Here is a 15,571-nt window from a genome sequence, read left to right as displayed (position 1 = left end):
GGTGACGCCATGAGCGCACGCCTGCGCGCGATCGCGCGGCAGACCGAGGAGGCCGTGGCGGCGGGTTCGTACCGCGGATCGCACGGACGGGTGGTGTCGATCGCCGAGGCGGTCGAGGCCGCGCGGGCCGGGACGCGGATGTACGGTCCGGGCCCGGTCGGGGTACCGGCCGGTGGTCCGGCGGCCTCCGGCACGGGCTTCGCCGGCACGTCGTTCGAGGTCACGGGCGAGAGCAGCACGCAGGCCGCGGGACGGCTGACGGGCGAGGGCGCCCAGGGGGTCCAGGGCCCGTCGGGCCCCGTCGCCGTGCTGAACTTCGCCTCGGCGCGCAACCCCGGCGGTGGCTATCTGAGGGGCGCGCAGGCGCAGGAGGAGGACCTGTGCCGGGCGTCGGCGCTCTACGCCTGCCTGCTGCGGGTCCGCGAGTTCTACGACCACCACCGCGCCCACCCGGACCCGTTCTACACCGACCGGGTCATCCATTCGCCCGCCGTGCCCGTCATCCGCGACGGCCGCGGCGAGCTGCTCGACGAGCCGTACACCGCCGGATTCCTGACCGCCGCGGCCCCGAACGCCTCAGTCGTGCTGCGCACGGTCCCCGAGCGCGCGGACGAGCTGTCGCGCGCCCTGGCCGTCCGCGCCGAGCGGGTCCTGGAGACCGCCGCGGCCGAGGGGTACCGGCGCCTGGTCCTGGGGGCCTGGGGCTGCGGCGTCTTCCGCAACGACCCGGCACAGGTCGCCGCGGCCTTCCGTGACCTGCTGGTCGGGGGCCGCTTCGAGGGGTACTTCGACCAGGTGGTGTTCGGTGTCCTGGACCGCACCCGGGGCGCGGCGACACGAGCGGTGTTCGAACGGACGTTCGCGTCCACGGTGTAGGGACACGGACGCTCCGCCGATCGGGTGAGGAACCGCGTGGCTCCCCACCCGCACGGCCCGCGCAGGTGTCCCGGGCGGTCAGCTCCAGCCGTACCGCTCGCGCAGGCGGTGCACCACCAGGTTGAACCGCATCCGGTCCAGCGCGCACGCCTCGCGGCGCATGCCGTCCTCGTGCAGCCGCAGCACCCGGTCCACGGCCACCCACGAGTCCCGGCCCGTGCGGTCCCACGGACCGCTGCCTATCGGTACCCACTCCCGGTCGCCGTCGTGCCGCTTGCTCGACAACTGGACGGCGAGCAGGGTGCCCGCGTCCTCGCGCGCGACGACGAGCACCGGGCGGTCCTTGCCCCGTCCGTCGTTCTCCTCGAAGGGCACCCAGGTCCAGACGATCTCGCCGGGATCGGGATCGCCGTCGTGCGCGGGCGAGTACTCCGTGCGCACCCGGCCCACCTCGCGGGGCTCGGCCTCCGTGGTGGCCGAAGGGCCGTAGCGGCCGGGGACATGCTCGTCGGTCTCATCGGTAAAGGCGTTCACGCGGGCCACGTTAGAGCCCCCGCGCCCGCGGCTCGTCGACGGGGCCCACGGGAGGACCCCGGCGCGGAACACAGGGCCTCCCGCGCCGACAGCACTTCGGGCGCCCGGGAGGCAACTCCCGGACGCCCGAGGCTTCATGCGGTCACTTGCCGTCCCCCTCCACCGGCACCTTCTCCGCACGCGGCGGCACGAATCCGTTGCCCGCGGCGCCGTTGCCCGCGGCAGCCCCGTCCTGGTTCATCGACGAGAGCAACTGCCGGGCCAGACCCAGGCCCGTGCCGCCCATGGTGAGCGCCTTGGCGAACATGTCCGACATGCCGTCGGCGCCGTTGAGCAGCACCATGTGGTCGACGTTGCCGAACGCGCTCGCGCCCGCCCGGACGATCTCCGGCCAGTTCTCCGCGAGTTGCTGGGCGACCACGGCCTCCTGGTTCTCGGCGAGGGCCGCGGCCCTCGCCTTGATCGTCTCCGCCTCCGCGAGACCCTGCGCACGGGTCGCCTCGGCGGTAGCGAGGCCCTTGGCCTGGGCCGCGGCGGCCTCGGCCTCACCGGTGGCCCTGGTGGCCATGGCGGCCGCGGCACCCCGCGCCTTGGTCGCCTCGGCCTCGGCGTTCGCGGCGGACTTCACCCGGTTCGCCTCGGCCGCCGCCGCGAGTTCGGTCTCCTTGGCCTTGGCCTGCGCGGCGGAGATCCGCGCGTCGCGCTCCGCCTCGGCCCGCGCGCGGGTCTCGTAGGCCTGGGCGTCCGCCGGCTTGCGGACGTCCGCCTGAAGCTGCTGTTCCCGGCGCTGTGCCTCGAGTTCGGCGATCCGGGTCTCCTGCACGACGACATCCTGCCGGGCGGCGGCCGCGGCGAGCGGTCCCGCCTGCTGTGCCTTCGCCCCGGCCTTGTCGCGCTCGGCCTGGTAACCGGCCTGCAGGATCTCGCTGTCCCGGGTCGCCTCCGACATCCGGGCCGCCGCCTTCTGCTCGGCCTCGGTGGCGAGACGGTTCGCCTCGGCCTGCGCGATGCGCGCGTCGCGCTGTACGGCGGCGGCGTGCGGCATCGCGAGGTTCTTGATGTAGCCGGTCGGGTCCTCGATCTCGTGGATCTGCAGCGAGTCGACGATCAGACCCAGCTTCTCCATCTCGGTCCCGCACGCGGCCCGCGTCTGACCGGTCAGTTTCTCCCGGTCGCGGATCATCTCCTCGACGGTCAACCCGCCGACGATGGACCGCAGATGACCGGCGAACACGTTGTGCACCCGCTCCGACATCATCTTCTGCTGGTCGAGGAACCGGCGTCCCGCGTTGGCGATCGACACGAAGTCGTCGCCCACCTTGAAGATGACGACGCCCCGCACCTTCAGCGGAATGCCCTGGGTGGTCACGCAGTCCACGTGCAGCTCGGTCTCGTTGAGGTCCAGCGAGATCTTCCGTACCGCCTGCACGCCCGGAATCACCAGCGTGCCGCGTCCCGTCACGATACGGAAACCCATGCCCTCTTCGAGGCCCTCGGTCCGATGCTTCGAACCGGAGATGATCAGAGCCTCGTTGGGCTCCGCCACCCGCCACATGAGCTTGAAGACCACGATCACGAAAATCAGCGCGAGGACAACCGTCCCCGCCACGACGCCGATGACCATCGGCATACGCCCCCTTTTGATGGTGCCCTGTCGGCACCGAACGAAGGGAGTGTGCTCCTGTGCGGGACCGGGGTGAAGACACTGACGGTTCCTTGTTGCAATCTTGACGCACACCGCTCTCACCTGGGGTGGAGCGCGCCCAGACGAGCTGTCAACTGTCGTATGCGGCCGACACGTACACCGTGCGCGGCGCCAGGTACTCGACGACCATCACCACCGTGCCGCGCTCGATCCGCTCCCGCGCGACGGCGGGGTACGCGAGGAAGTGCTCGGCACCGCCGCGCACGCGGACGATCACCTCACCGACGAGCCCGGGCCCGACCGTCCCGGTCACCCGCCCCATCAATCCGACCATCGACGCATCGTCCATGACCCCAGCGTACGGCGCGAAGTCGGTTACACAGCGGGAGAATCCGCCGCCGCCTCGTACGGCGGCCACCTCTCGTGCCAGCGCTGGTCGTCCTCCAGCTGGGAGGCCAGCGAGACGAGCAACGGCTCGCTGTGCGCGGGGCCGAGGAGCTGGGCACCGACCGGCAGCCCCTCACCGACGAAACCGGCGGGCACGTTCACACCCGGCCACCCCAGGATGTTCCACGGCCAGGCGTACGGACAGGCGGCGATCATGGCCCGGTCGGTGTCCAGCCCGCTCATGTTGGCCATCGAGCCGACGCGTGGCGGGGGAGCGGCCGTGGTGGGCGCGAGCAGCACGTCGTAGGTGTCGAAGAGGGCGCCGATCCGGCGGTGCAGGGTCGCCTCGGCGCGCCGGGCGACCCGCAGGGGCGCGCCCCCGAGCAGCCGGCCGAGGCGGGCCGCTTCCCGGGTGCGCGGGTCCAGGAGGTGCGGGTGGGGAGCGTCGCGGACCCGTTCGGCGATACCCGCCGTCGCGCGCGGGACGAACGTGAGCCCGATGCGCCCGTAGCGCGGCTCGGCCTCCTCCACGGTGTGACCGAGCGCCGCGATCCGCTCCGCGAGCGCCACCACCTTCGCCCGTACGACCGGGTCGAGCCGCGCGGGCACCGCCGTGAACGGCGGCTTCAGCGACAGGGCGATCCGCAGCCGGCCCGGCTCGCGGCCCACCGCGTCGGACACCCGCAGCACGGGCGGCCGGTGCAGATCGCCGTCGTGGTTGCCGCTCGCCGCGTCCAGGAGCAGCGCCGCGTCCGCCACCGAGCGGGCGAGGGTGCCGTTGACCGTGATGCCCTGGAAGGACTCCGGGCGCGGCCAGGTGGAGATCCGGCCGCGCTGCGGCTTGATCCCGATCAGATGGGTCCAGGAGGCCGGGATACGGACGGAGCCCGCGCCGTCCGAGCCCAGCGCCGCCGGGACGAGACCCGCCGCGACCGCCGCCGCGGAGCCGCCGGAGGAGCCGCCGGGGGTGTGGTCGGCGTGCCAGGGATTGCGGGTGGCGCCGAAGGCCGGGCCCTCGGTGAACGGCCACTGGCCGAGTTCACAGGTGTTGGTCTTGCCGATGACGATCGCTCCGGCGGCGCGCAGCCGGCGCACCGCCTCCCCGTCCTTGGCCACGGGCGGGAAGACCCCCCGGCAGCCGAACGCGGTCGGCTCCCCGGCCACGTCCATGTCGTCCTTCACCGCCACCGGCACCCCCAGCAGCGGCCGGCGGTGTCCCGCCGCGAGTTCCCTGTCCGCCGCGTCCGCCTCGGCGAGCGCGGCCTCGGCGCGCACCACACGGAAGGCGTTCAGCGAGGGCTGGGTCGCGTCGATGCGGGCCAGCGCCCGTTCGACCAGTTCACGCGAGCTCACCTCGCCCGCGGCCAGGGCACGGGCACACTCCGCCAGACCTGCGGCACGGTCGTCATCCATACGGGACACCTCCGAAGGCACGTCGTCCACCGCACCGTAACCGCCCGGGAAGGCATCCCGCACGAGGGGCGGAAGTTCCTTCGTGCAAGCGGGTGTTCCGGGGCCCGCGGGCCCCGGGGGTTCCCCCGGCGCCGAGCGGTGCGCGGGGCTTCTGCAAGGATGCGGGGCGTCATGGTGCAGATACCGAATCAGCCCGTCCCGCCGTCGCCCGCACAACGGCCCGTGCCGACGAGCGCCGATGTGGCCCGCCTGGCGGGCGTCTCCCGGGCCACCGTCTCGTACGTTCTGAACAACACCAGCGCCGTCCGGATCAGCGAGCCCACCCGCCGCCGCGTCCACGAGGCGGCCAAGGACCTCGGGTACGTCCCGCACGCGGCGGCCCGCAGCCTGCGGGCCGGGCACAGCCGGATGGTCCTGATGCCCGCCCCGACCGTGCCCGTGGGTCCGCTCTACGGTCAGTTCTTCAACGAGCTCCAGTGGGCGCTGGGCCGTTTGGACTACACCGTCGTCCAGTACGGCAGCGTCGGTCTGCACGGGGACGAGGCGGCCCGTGCCTGGGCGGAACTGCGGCCGGTCGCCGTGCTGGTGCCCGGCAGTGGTCTCGGCCCGGAGGGCGTGGCCGTCCTCAAGCGCTCCGGGGCCCGCGCCGTGGTCACGCTGGGCCCCGAGCGGGTCGAGGGCGCGCACGCGCTCCTGATGGACCACGACCGGGTCGGCCACAGCGCGGGGGCCCATCTGGCGGCCCGCGGCCGGCAGCGCGTCGGAGTCGTGGTGCCCGAGGAACCCGGCCTGGAGATCTTCTCCAAGCCCCGCCTCGAAGGTGTGCGCCGTGCCCTGCTCGGCACCGGCGCCACGACGACCGAGCTGCCGCTGGCGTACGAGGAGGAGGCCGCGGCCTCGCTCGCGGCCCGCTGGCGGGCGCTCGGCCTGGACGGTGTGTTCGCCTACAACGACGAGTACGCCATGCTGCTGATGAGGGCGCTCCAGGACGCGGGCATCGCCGTCCCGGACGAGACGGCCGTCATCGGCGCGGACGACCTGATGCTCGGGCGGCTGCTGCGGCCCCGGCTCAGCACCGTCCACATCGAACTGCCGTCCGGTCGGGACCTCGCGGAGCTGGTCGACCGCGCCGTGCGTGAACCCGGCGCGCCGCCCGAGACCCACGAGGTGCTGGGAGCGCGGGTCGTGCACCGCGACTCGAGCTGAGAGAGGCTGTAGCTGGTCGCCGACCGCGGCGAGGCGGACCGGACCGGAGACGGGAGGCGCGTCATGCGGACCACGGTCGGCATCGTGGGCGGCGGCCCCGCCGGGCTCCTGCTGGCCCGGCTGCTGCACCGCGCGGGTATCGGCTGCGTCGTCCTGGAGAGCAGGCCGCGCGCCTACGTCGAACGCCGCCAGCGCGCCGGAATGCTGGAGCCGGGCACGGTCGACGCGCTGCGGGAATGCGGTGCGGGCGACCGTCTCGACGTCGAGGGTCTGCCGCACCGCGGCATCGAGCTGCGCTTCGAGCGTGAGCGCCACCACATCGACTTCCCCGCCCTGACCGGCGGACGCGGCGTCATGATCTACCCGCAGACGGAGATCGTGAAGGACCTGATTTCTCTCCAACTGGCGTGCGGACCACCGCTGTTGTTCGAGGCCGAGGCGCTCGCCGTCGAGAGTCCGCTGAGCGACTCGCCCGTCGTGCGTTTTGTGCACGAGGGCCGCGAACAGACTCTGGACTGCGCCTACGTGGTGGGCTGCGACGGTGACCACGGCGTCTCCCGCGAGGCCTTCCCCGCCGGTTCGTTCCGCACCTACGCCCACGACTACCCGTACTCCTGGCTCGGGATCCTCGCCGATGTACCCACCTCCGGAGGGGAGTTGGTCTACGCGCGCGGTGCGACCGGCTTCGCCCTGCACAGCATGCGCTCGCCCACGGTCTCGCGGCTCTACCTCCAGGTCCCGAACGGCACCGACCCCGACGACTGGTCCGACGAGCGAGTCTGGGGCGAGCTCGCCGCGCGCTTCGCGGTCGACGGGGACTGGCGGCTGAACCGCGGCACCATCACGGCCAAGTCCGTGACGTCGTTGCGCAGTCGTGTCCACGAACCGATGCGCCACGGCCGGCTCCTCCTCGCCGGCGACGCCGCCCACATCGTGCCGCCGACCGGCGCCAAAGGACTCAACCTCGCCGTCTCCGACGTACGGGTGCTGGCCCGCGGCCTCATCGAGCTGCACCGCACGGGCTCCACCCAACTCCTCGACCGCTACTCGCAGTTGTGTCTCGACCGGGTCTGGCAGGCCACACGTTTCTCGTACGACATGACTAGGATGTTGCATGCTCAACCAGACGGGGATGCGTTCGACCACCGGATCCAGCTCGCCCGGCTCCGACGGATCACGACATCCCGCCCGGCGGCCGCCGAACTGGCCGCGAACTACACGGGACTGCCGTTGGGACGGTGAGCCCCGCGTGCTGATCAGCGAACGATCGGAGCCCCGACATGACGCTGCTCGACCCCAGGACCTGGCAGTCCCGCACTCTGGCGGGAGGTGAGCACGCCGTCACCGAACCCGCCACCGGCGAGACGCTCGCGACCGTCACCCTCGCCGCCGCCGAGGACGTCACGACGGCCGCGCGGGAGGCCCACGCGGCCCGGTCCGCGTGGGCCGGCACACCGCACTTCGTCCGCGCCGCGGTCCTGCGCAGGGCCGGCGACCTGTTCGCCGCGCACGCCGACGAACTGCGCGAATGGATCGTGCGTGAGTCCGGATCCGTTCCCGGCAAGGCCGACTTCGAACTGCACGTCGCCGCCCAGGAGTGCTACGAGGCCGCGGCCCTCGCCTCCCGCCCCACGGGCCAGATCCTGCCCTCGGAGGCACCGCGCCTGTCATACACCCGGCGCGTCCCGGTCGGCGTCGTGGGCGTGATCGCCCCGTTCAACGCCCCGCTCATCCTCTCCATCCGCTCGGTCGCCCCGGCGCTCGCGCTCGGCAACGCCGTGGTGCTGAAGCCGGACCCGCGCACCGCGGTCTGCGGAGGCCTCGCGCTCGCGGCCGTCCTCACCGAGGCGGGCCTCCCGGAAGGACTGCTGCACATCCTGCCCGGCGGGGCCGGGACGGGCCGGGCGCTGGTGGAAGACCCGCTGGTCCCGGTGATCTCCTTCACCGGCTCGACGGCCGCCGGACGCGCGGTCGGCGAGGCGGCCGGCCGGCTCCTCAAGCGCGCGCATCTGGAACTGGGCGGCAACTCGGCCCTCGTCGTCCTGGAGGACGCCGACATCGACGCGGTCATCTCGACGGCGGCCTGGGGCTCGTTCTTCCACCAGGGCCAGATCTGCATGACGACAGGCCGCCACCTGGTCCACGCCTCCCTGTACGAGGAGTACGTCGAGCGGCTCGCCGCCAAGGCCGACTCACTCGCCGTGGGCGACCCGCACCGCGAACAGGTGCACCTCGGGCCCGTCATCGACAGCGCCCAACTCTCCAAGATCCAGGGGCTGGTGGAGTCCAGTACGGCGCGCGGGGCGAAGCTCGCGGCGGGCGGCACGCACGAGAGGCTGTTCTACCGGCCGACCGTGCTCGCGGGCGTCGACGACACGAGCCCCGCGTACACCGAGGAGGTCTTCGGCCCGGTCGCGCCGGTCCGGTCCTTCGCGGACACGGACGAGGCCGTGGCCCTCGCCTCGGCGGGCCCGTACGGCCTCTCGCTGGGCATCGTCACCCGGGACACCGCGCGCGGCCTGGACCTGGCGGAGCGCATCCCGACCGGGATCGCCCACATCAACGACCAGACCGTCAACGACGAGGCGGTCGCCCCGTTCGGCGGCACGGGCGCCTCCGGCACCGGCGCCCGCTTCGGCGGCGAGGCCAACCTGGAGGCCTTCACCGAGGTGCGCTGGACGACCGTGCGCGGGGACGTGGCACCGTACCCGTTCTGATCCACGCGAAGGCCCCGGCCGGAACGGCCGCGATGCTGTCGGCCGGCGTCCCGAGCCGTACCGGCCGGGGCCCACGGGTCCTCCCCGAGGTCACTCGCCCTGCTGGGCCTGCTGCTGCTCCGCGACGGACTTGCGGACCTCGTCCATGTCCAGCTTGCGGGCCTGGCCGATGACGTCCTCCAGGGCGGCCTCGGGCAGCGCTCCGGGCTGGGAGAAGATCGCGACCTGGTCGCGGACGATCATCAGGGTCGGGATGGACTGGATCTCGAAGGCCGCGGCCAGCTCCGGCTGCGCCTCCGTGTCCACCTTGGCGAAGACCAGGTCCGGGTTGGCCTCGGCGGCCTTCTCGTAGACCGGGGCGAACTGGCGGCACGGCCCGCACCACGAGGCCCAGAAGTCGATCAGGACGAACTCGTTGTCCGTGACCGTCTGGTCGAAGTTCTCCTTGGTCAGCTCCATCGTCCTGCTCATGGCGTGACTACCTCTCCCTGCTCTCGGGCCTCGGGGCGAAGCCGGTGTGCTCAACACCTTCCCCCGGCAGCGTATTCCGCGCGCGTACCCGTGTGGCCACGGCGCACACCAACAACCAGACTGTGCCCATGACGGAAACGGAATCCATCGCCTACGACGTAGTGGTGCTCGGTGCCGGCCCCGTGGGGGAGAACGTCGCCGACCGCGCCCGCGCGGCCGGCCTCTCCACCGCGATCGTGGAGAACGAGCTGGTCGGAGGCGAGTGCTCGTACTGGGCCTGCATGCCCAGCAAGGCCCTCCTGCGTCCGGCCATCGCCCGCGCCGACGCCCGCCGCGTGCCCGGCCTGAGCGGGGCCGTGCAGGGCCCGCTCGACGCTCCCGCGGTCCTCGCCCACCGTGACTACTACACCTCGAACTGGAAGGACGACGGACAGGTCGCCTGGCTCAACGGCATCGGAGCCGATCTCTACCGCGGACACGGGCGTCTCGCCGGGCCGCGCCGGGTGAGCGTCGAGGGCCCGGACGGTGAGCTGCGGTTCCTCACCGCGCGGCACGCCGTCGCCGTGTGCACCGGCACCCGCGCGCTGCTGCCCGGCCTGCCCGGACTCGCCGGGGTCAAGCCCTGGACCAGCCGCGAGGCCACCAGCGCCCACGCGGTGCCGGACCGGCTCATCGTGGTCGGCGGCGGTGTGGTCGCCGTCGAGATGGCCACGGCCTGGCAGGCGCTCGGTTCCCGGGTCACCGTCCTCGTCCGCGGTCACGCGCTGCTGCCCAGGATGGAGCCCTTCGCCGGTGAGCTGGTCGCCGACGCGCTGAAGGAGGCGGGCGCCGACGTCCGCACCGGTACCGCGGTGACCGGGGTGACGCGTGAGGGCGCGACCGTGGTGGCCCTGACGGACACCGGCGACCGCATCGAGGCGGACGAGATCCTCTTCGCCACCGGGCGGGTGCCCCACACCGAGGACATCGGGCTCGACACGGTCGGCCTGGAGCCGGGCTCGTGGCTCGACGTCGACGACAGCCTGCGGGTGACCGGCAGCGAGTGGCTGTACGCCGTCGGAGACGTCAACCACCGCGCGCTCCTCACCCACCAGGGCAAATACCAGGCGAGGATCGCGGGCGCCGCCATCGCCGCGCGCGCCGCCGGCGTCCCGCTCCTGGAGACCGACCTCTGGGGCGCGCACGCCGCGACCGCCGACCACGCGGCCGTCCCCCAGGTCGTCTTCACCGACCCGGAGGTCGCCGCCGTGGGCCTCTCCCTCGCCGAGGCCGAGAGCGCCGGTCTGCGGGTCCGCGCCGTCGACGTCGACATGTCCTCCGTGGCGGGCGCCGGACTGTACGCCGACGGCTACCGCGGCAAGGCCCGCATGGTCGTCGACGTCAACCGCGAGATCGTGGTCGGCCTCACCCTCGCCGGACCCGGAGTGGGTGAACTCATCCACTCGGCGACGGTCGCGGTCGCCGGCGAGGTCCCGGTCAGCCGCCTGTGGCACGCCGTGCCCTCCTATCCGACGGTGAGCGAGGTGTGGCTGCGGCTGCTGGAGGCGTACCGGGACATGTAGGCCCTGTCGTGCGGATCATGCGGCGGGACGCGGGACGCGGGACGCGGGACGCGGGACGCGGGGCCCGGCCGGCAAGGCATCGCGTCCCGGCGCCACCGGATCCGACGGACAGGCGCCGGCCCCGGCCGCCACACCGGTGGCACCGGGGTCACGCCAGTGCCACCAGCTCCAGGTACTCGTCGCTCCACAGGTCCTCGTCCGCGTCCGGGAGCAGCAGCACCCGGTCCGGGCGCAGGGCCCGGAGCGCGCCCTCGTCGTGGGTGACCATGACGATCGCGCCCGGATACGTGCCCACCGCGGTCAGCACCTCGGCGCGGGAGGCCGGGTCCAGGTGGTTGGTGGGCTCGTCGAGCAGCAGGACGTTGGCGCCGGAGTGGACCAGCCCCGCCAGGGCGAGGCGGGTCTTCTCGCCGCCGGACAGGACGTCGACGCGTTTGTCGGCGTCGTCCCCGGTGAACAGGAACGCGCCGAGCACGCGCCGCACCTCCCCGTCGGTGAGGTGCGGCGCGGCCGCGGCCAGGTGACCGCGGACGGTGTCGGTCCCGTCGAGTGTGTCGTGCTCCTGCGCGAAGTAGCCGGTCCGCAGCCCGTGACCGCGGACCACGCGGCCGTCGTCCGGGGTCTCCCGCCCGGCGAGCAGCCGCAGCAGTGTCGTCTTGCCCGCGCCGTTGGGGCCGAGGATCACCAGACGGCTGCCCCGGTCGACGGCCAGGTCGACGCCGCCCAGGACGCGGGGGACGGACCTTCGGCCGGCACCGGGAGCCCGACAGGCTCGGGGCCGACGTGAGGCGGGCCCGACGTCAAGCGGGGCCGACGGAGGTGAACTCCGGGCGCTCGACCCCCGGCAGGCCCGGACCCCGCAGGACCCGCGGCGCGACCGCGGAGCCTCAGTCCGGCAGCGTGAAGCCCAGGACCTCCGCCGCCTCCGCCGGGTCCGGTTGTGTCCAGCGGTCCGCCATCGCCTGGTTCGAGGACAGCGAGCGCATCTCCGCGCGGTCGAGGTACAGCACACCGTCCAGATGGTCCGTCTCGTGCTGCACGATCCGCGCGGGCCAGCCCGTGAACACCTCGTCGACCGGACGGCCCAGCTCGTCCAGCGCCGTCAGCCGCACCCCGGCGTGCCGGCCCACCACCGCCTGCCACCCCGGCACGCTCAGGCATCCCTCGAAGAACGCCGCCCGAGCCGTGCCGACCCCCTCGTACACCGGATTCACCAGCACCCGGAACGGCTGCGGGACCCGTCCGCGTACGACCCGCACCTCCTCGGACACCGGCGCCGGATCCTCGATGACCGCGATCCGCAGCGGTACGCCGACCTGGGGCGCCGCGAGGCCAACTCCCGGGGCCGCGTGCATGGTCGCGCGCAACGCGGCGACGAACCGGCTCAGCAGTCCCGGACCCAGCTGACCGTCGAACGGCTCGGCGGGGCGGCGCAGCACCGGGTCCCCGGCCGTCACGATGGGCAACGGGCCTTCCCGGTCCAGGAGTTCCTCGACCAGGTCGTTCAGCGGGCGGGCGGCGCGGTCACGTTCGGATGCCATCGCTCCAGCATGCCAAGAGGGAACGCGCCGTGCGAGGCGGCGCGAGCCGCACCCCGCGGATCCCCGCCTGTGACCCACACCACACCACGGCCCGGGAACTCGGCGGCCTCCTGTCCCGACTACTGGACCACCACCGGCCGGGGAGCCCAACTCCGCGGCCCACGGCCCGAGTCCGTCCCCAGCCCCACCGGAGATGCCCGCCGATGCCCACCGCTCCCACCCTCACGACGGACGACACCCCGCGCCCCGTCGCCCCGACCTCCGCGCGAAAAGCGCCCCTGCGCCCCCTGATACTGCGCCTGCACTTCTACGCCGGAGTGCTCGTCGCCCCGTTCCTCCTGGTCGCCGCCGTGACCGGACTGCTCTACGCCGCCTCGGTCCAGGCCGAGAAGATCGTGTACGCGCACGAACTGACCGTCCCGGTGGGCGACCGCCGACTGCCGGTCTCCGAACAGGTGGCCGCCGCCCGCAAGGCCCATCCGCAGGGCACGGTCTCCGCCGTGCGGCCCTCGCCCGCGGCCGACGCGACGACGCGGGTGCTGCTCTCCGGCGTGCCGGGCGTCGACCCGGACCACACCCTCGCGGTGTTCGTCGACCCGTACACCGCGAAGGTGCGCGGAGCCCTCGAACAGTACGGTGCCACCGGCGCGCTCCCGCTGCGCACCTGGATCGACGGGCTCCACGCCAACCTCCTGCTCGGCGAGACAGGGCGTCTGTACAGCGAACTCGCGGCCAGTTGGCTGTGGGTGATCTCGGGCGGCGGCCTCGTGCTGTGGTTCGGACGCAGGCGCGCCCGGCGCAAGGTGCGGGGCACGTCCGGGCGCCGCCGCACGCTGGGCCTGCACGGCACCGTCGGCGTCTGGGCGGCCGCCGGGTTCTTCTTCCTCTCCGCGACCGGGCTGACCTGGTCCACGTACGCCGGCGCGCACATCGACGAACTGAGGACCTCCCTCGGGCAGGCGACACCGTCCGTGTCGGCGGCGGCCGGCGGTGAGCACACGGGCCATGGCGGCACGGGGGCCCGCGGGAGCGTCTCGCCCCGGCCCGCCGACGTCGACAGGATTCTCGGGGCCGCCCGTTCCGAGGGCCTCGGAGACCCCGTGGAGATCGTCCCGCCCGCCGACGCCTCCTCCGCGTACGTGGTGAGGCAGATCCAGCGGAGCTGGCCGGAGAAGCAGGACGCGGTCGCGGTGGACCCGGCGACCGGGGAGGTCACCGACGTGCTGCGGTTCGCCGACCACCCGGTGCTCGCCAAGCTGACCCGCTGGGGCATCGACGCCCACACCGGCGTCCTCTTCGGCCTCGCCAACCAGATCGCCCTCATGGCGCTCGCGCTCTGCCTGATCCTGCTGATCGTGTGGGGTTACCGCATGTGGTGGCAGCGCGGCCGCGCCTCGGCGTTCGGCCGTCCTGTCCCGCGCGGTGCCTGGCAGCACGTACCGCCCCTGGTCCTCGTCCCGCTGACGGCGGCCGTCGCCGTTCTCGGCTACTTCGTTCCGCTGCTCGGTATCCCGCTGGTGGCGTTCGTCGCCGTCGACGTCGCGCTCGGCGAGATCGCCCACCGGCGGGGCCGGGGCGTGCCCGTCGCCAGGTAGCGTGATCGTGGACGCGAACGCCGGAGGGAGACGGACATGGCGCAGCGCAACCGCGAGGTCCCGGACCGGCCTTCGAGGCGCCGCGGGCAGGGCGAGCTGGAGGGCCAGGTCCTCGGCGCGCTGCGCGAGGCGGACGCCCCGGTGACGGCCGCCTGGGTGCAGGAGAGCCTCGGCGGGGACCTCGCCTACACGACCGTCGTCACCATCCTGACCCGGCTGCTCGCCAAGGACGCGGTGGCCCGCGAACGGCGGGGACGCTCCTTCGTCTGGCGTCCCACCGCCGACGTCGCGAGTCTGGCCGCGCTCAAGATGCGCCGGCTCCTCGACGGCGAGAGCGACCGCGAGGCCGTCCTCGCCAGCTTCGTCACCGCGCTGCCGCCGGACGACGAACAGGTGCTGCGCACGCTCCTGGAGTCGGCGCACGCGACCGACGCGACAGGAGTGGCCGGCGGTACGGAAGACTGACGTCCCATGGGGGTCTTCGTCTTTCTGCCGCTGGTCCTGCCGCTGAGCGCCTGGCCGGTCGCACGCCTCGCCGAACCGCATCTGCACCCGCGCACGGCCACCCGCCTGCTGACGGCCTTCGCCACCGTCATGGCCGTGTGCAGCACGCTCTGCCTGGCCCTGCTGATGATCGTCGGCACCGCGCAACTGCCCGGCAACCCGCTGCCGGACGGCTGGTCGGACCCCGAGGTGCGCGCGGCCGTGCCGTACGACGAGATCGCGGGCAAGGCGGCGATCCCGGCCCTGGCGCTCGTCCTGGCGGTCTGCGCGCGGACCCTGTGGCGTCACCACCGGATCACCCGCCGCGCCCGCCGGGCGCTCGCCGGACTGCCCTCCTCGACGGTGGTCGTGCTCCCGGAGGAGAGGCCCTACGCCTACGCCCTGCCCGGCAGGCCCCGCGGTCGGGTCGTGGTCACCACCGCCCTGCTGCGGGGTCTGATCCCGCCCGAGCGCCGCGCCCTCTTCGCGCACGAGCGGGCCCACCTGACCGCCCGTCACCACCGGTATCTGCTCGCCGTACGACTCGCGGCACGCGCCAACCCCTTCCTGCGCCCGCTGCGTACGGCCGTCACCTACACCACGGAGCGGTGGGCGGACGAGGACGCGGCACGGTCGGTGGGAAGCCGCCCGGTGGTGGCGCGGGCGATCGGCAAGGCCGCGCTGCTGTCCGGCGCGGGCGCGGCGCCCGCGTTCGCCGGGTTCTCCGCATCGCCGGGACTCTCGGGGTTCGCGTCCGCGGGTCCCGTGCCGCGCAGGGTCGCCGCCCTGCTGGGGCCCGCGCCCGTGGCCCGCACCTGGCCGCCGGTGTTCACCTCCGTGGGGCTGGCCGCCTGGGGTGCCGCGGTCGGCACGCTGGTCTCCGCGATGTCCTCCGCGAACTCGGCCGTGACGATGTTCCTGATCCTGCACGCGGCCACGCCGTTCTAGTGCCGCGGCACTGGCCGTCCCGTCCGGGCTTGCCTTCCGCCGGGCGGCACGGGTGTTGTCCGCAAGCGCCGGGCGTCCGGTGCCCGATGCCCCGCGCGAGACCCGGGCGCCGCAACAGGTCGGGGGCCGGTGCGGACGGAAGAGGCCGGACACCACGACGCGGGCCGGGCCCCGCGGGGTGCGGCCCGCGCGC

General features: G+C 73.7%; 14 protein-coding genes and 1 pseudogene. 8 read left to right on the top strand and 7 right to left on the bottom strand.

Annotated features, from left to right (window positions below; translation table 11 throughout):
- The first annotated feature begins 9 nt into the window (after positions 1-9).
- Positions 10-876 (top strand): TIGR02452 family protein, encoded by an 867-nt coding sequence (locus tag ABZV34_RS14875; RefSeq protein ID WP_356275300.1) that lies wholly within the window; start codon positions 10-12, stop codon positions 874-876.
- Positions 877-954: 78 nt separating this feature from the next.
- Here ABZV34_RS14875 and ABZV34_RS14870 read toward each other — a convergent pair whose 3' ends face one another.
- The 4 genes from ABZV34_RS14870 to ABZV34_RS14855 form a co-directional block, all read right to left on the bottom strand.
- Positions 955-1,410 (bottom strand): type II toxin-antitoxin system PemK/MazF family toxin, encoded by a 456-nt coding sequence (locus ABZV34_RS14870; RefSeq protein ID WP_356275298.1) that lies wholly within the window; start codon positions 1,408-1,410, stop codon positions 955-957.
- 142 nt (positions 1,411-1,552) lie between these two features.
- Positions 1,553-3,040 (bottom strand): SPFH domain-containing protein, encoded by a 1,488-nt coding sequence (locus ABZV34_RS14865; protein ID WP_356275295.1) that lies wholly within the window; start codon positions 3,038-3,040, stop codon positions 1,553-1,555.
- Positions 3,041-3,185: 145 nt separating this feature from the next.
- Positions 3,186-3,404: a hypothetical protein gene (locus ABZV34_RS14860; RefSeq protein ID WP_153287454.1), complete on the bottom strand. Its 219-nt coding sequence runs from the start codon at positions 3,402-3,404 to the stop codon at positions 3,186-3,188.
- Between the two features lie 26 nt (positions 3,405-3,430).
- A complete protein-coding gene (locus ABZV34_RS14855) occupies positions 3,431-4,855 on the bottom strand; it encodes an amidase (RefSeq protein ID WP_356275292.1) in 1,425 nt (474 codons plus the stop codon).
- A gap of 171 nt (positions 4,856-5,026) precedes the next feature.
- Between ABZV34_RS14855 and ABZV34_RS14850 the strand changes: the two genes are divergently transcribed.
- The 3 genes from ABZV34_RS14850 to ABZV34_RS14840 all read left to right on the top strand — a co-directional run bounded on the left by ABZV34_RS14850 (position 5,027) and on the right by ABZV34_RS14840 (position 8,778).
- Positions 5,027-6,061: a LacI family DNA-binding transcriptional regulator gene (locus ABZV34_RS14850; protein WP_356275289.1), complete on the top strand. Its 1,035-nt coding sequence runs from the start codon at positions 5,027-5,029 to the stop codon at positions 6,059-6,061.
- 63 nt (positions 6,062-6,124) lie between these two features.
- Positions 6,125-7,303 carry a 4-hydroxybenzoate 3-monooxygenase gene (locus ABZV34_RS14845; RefSeq protein ID WP_356275286.1) on the top strand — a complete coding sequence of 393 codons (1,179 nt, stop codon included), beginning with the start codon at positions 6,125-6,127 and terminating at the stop codon, positions 7,301-7,303.
- A 38-nt stretch (positions 7,304-7,341) separates the two neighbouring features.
- Positions 7,342-8,778 carry an aldehyde dehydrogenase family protein gene (locus ABZV34_RS14840; protein WP_356275283.1) on the top strand — a complete coding sequence of 479 codons (1,437 nt, stop codon included), beginning with the start codon at positions 7,342-7,344 and terminating at the stop codon, positions 8,776-8,778.
- 90 nt (positions 8,779-8,868) lie between these two features.
- Here the strand turns inward: ABZV34_RS14840 and trxA are convergent, their stop codons facing one another.
- Entirely contained in the window at positions 8,869-9,249 is a 381-nt protein-coding gene (gene trxA, locus ABZV34_RS14835) for a thioredoxin (protein WP_356275280.1), read from the bottom strand.
- Positions 9,250-9,377: 128 nt separating this feature from the next.
- On the opposite strand from trxA, the gene ABZV34_RS14830 reads away from it, so the two are divergent.
- Positions 9,378-10,811 (top strand): NAD(P)/FAD-dependent oxidoreductase, encoded by a 1,434-nt coding sequence (locus ABZV34_RS14830; protein ID WP_356275277.1) that lies wholly within the window; start codon positions 9,378-9,380, stop codon positions 10,809-10,811.
- Positions 10,812-10,959: 148 nt separating this feature from the next.
- Here the strand turns inward: ABZV34_RS14830 and ABZV34_RS14825 are convergent.
- Positions 10,960-11,541, bottom strand: a pseudogene (locus tag ABZV34_RS14825) (ATP-binding cassette domain-containing protein); the annotation flags it as partial.
- Positions 11,542-11,698: 157 nt separating this feature from the next.
- A complete protein-coding gene (locus ABZV34_RS14820) occupies positions 11,699-12,352 on the bottom strand; it encodes a peptide deformylase (protein WP_356275274.1) in 654 nt (217 codons plus the stop codon).
- 203 nt (positions 12,353-12,555) lie between these two features.
- On the opposite strand from ABZV34_RS14820, the gene ABZV34_RS14815 reads away from it, so the two are divergent.
- Genes ABZV34_RS14815 through ABZV34_RS14805 form a run of 3 tightly spaced genes read left to right on the top strand, consistent with a single transcriptional unit; the run spans position 12,556 to position 15,378 of the window.
- Positions 12,556-13,947: a PepSY domain-containing protein gene (locus tag ABZV34_RS14815; protein WP_356275271.1), complete on the top strand. Its 1,392-nt coding sequence runs from the start codon at positions 12,556-12,558 to the stop codon at positions 13,945-13,947.
- 36 nt (positions 13,948-13,983) lie between these two features.
- A complete protein-coding gene (locus ABZV34_RS14810) occupies positions 13,984-14,412 on the top strand; it encodes a BlaI/MecI/CopY family transcriptional regulator (protein WP_356275268.1) in 429 nt (142 codons plus the stop codon).
- A 6-nt stretch (positions 14,413-14,418) separates the two neighbouring features.
- The gene (locus ABZV34_RS14805; RefSeq protein ID WP_356275265.1) at positions 14,419-15,378 is read left to right on the top strand and encodes a M56 family metallopeptidase; all 960 of its coding nucleotides are present in this window, start codon (positions 14,419-14,421) and stop codon (positions 15,376-15,378) included.
- Positions 15,379-15,571: the final 193 nt, after the last annotated feature.

This window comes from Streptomyces sp. NPDC005195, assembly GCF_040608315.1.
GTDB classification, from domain to species: domain Bacteria; phylum Actinomycetota; class Actinomycetes; order Streptomycetales; family Streptomycetaceae; genus Streptomyces; species Streptomyces kaempferi.
The sequence above is the reverse complement of the archived record's forward strand: the minus strand, read 5'-3'. Positions and strand labels throughout refer to the sequence as shown.

Coding starts and splice junctions, on each gene's coding strand:
- ABZV34_RS14850 (WP_356275289.1), top strand. CDS start 5,027: ATGGTGCAGATACCGAATCAGCCCGTCCCGCCGTCGCCCGCACAACGG.
- ABZV34_RS14855 (WP_356275292.1), bottom strand. CDS start 4,855: ATGGATGACGACCGTGCCGCAGGTCTGGCGGAGTGTGCCCGTGCCCTG.
- ABZV34_RS14810 (WP_356275268.1), top strand. CDS start 13,984: ATGGCGCAGCGCAACCGCGAGGTCCCGGACCGGCCTTCGAGGCGCCGC.
- ABZV34_RS14820 (WP_356275274.1), bottom strand. CDS start 12,352: ATGGCATCCGAACGTGACCGCGCCGCCCGCCCGCTGAACGACCTGGTC.
- ABZV34_RS14815 (WP_356275271.1), top strand. CDS start 12,556: ATGCCCACCGCTCCCACCCTCACGACGGACGACACCCCGCGCCCCGTC.
- ABZV34_RS14875 (WP_356275300.1), top strand. CDS start 10: ATGAGCGCACGCCTGCGCGCGATCGCGCGGCAGACCGAGGAGGCCGTG.
- ABZV34_RS14865 (WP_356275295.1), bottom strand. CDS start 3,040: ATGCCGATGGTCATCGGCGTCGTGGCGGGGACGGTTGTCCTCGCGCTG.
- ABZV34_RS14845 (WP_356275286.1), top strand. CDS start 6,125: ATGCGGACCACGGTCGGCATCGTGGGCGGCGGCCCCGCCGGGCTCCTG.
- ABZV34_RS14860 (WP_153287454.1), bottom strand. CDS start 3,404: ATGGACGATGCGTCGATGGTCGGATTGATGGGGCGGGTGACCGGGACG.
- ABZV34_RS14840 (WP_356275283.1), top strand. CDS start 7,342: ATGACGCTGCTCGACCCCAGGACCTGGCAGTCCCGCACTCTGGCGGGA.
- ABZV34_RS14805 (WP_356275265.1), top strand. CDS start 14,419: ATGGGGGTCTTCGTCTTTCTGCCGCTGGTCCTGCCGCTGAGCGCCTGG.
- trxA (WP_356275280.1), bottom strand. CDS start 9,249: ATGAGCAGGACGATGGAGCTGACCAAGGAGAACTTCGACCAGACGGTC.
- ABZV34_RS14830 (WP_356275277.1), top strand. CDS start 9,378: ATGACGGAAACGGAATCCATCGCCTACGACGTAGTGGTGCTCGGTGCC.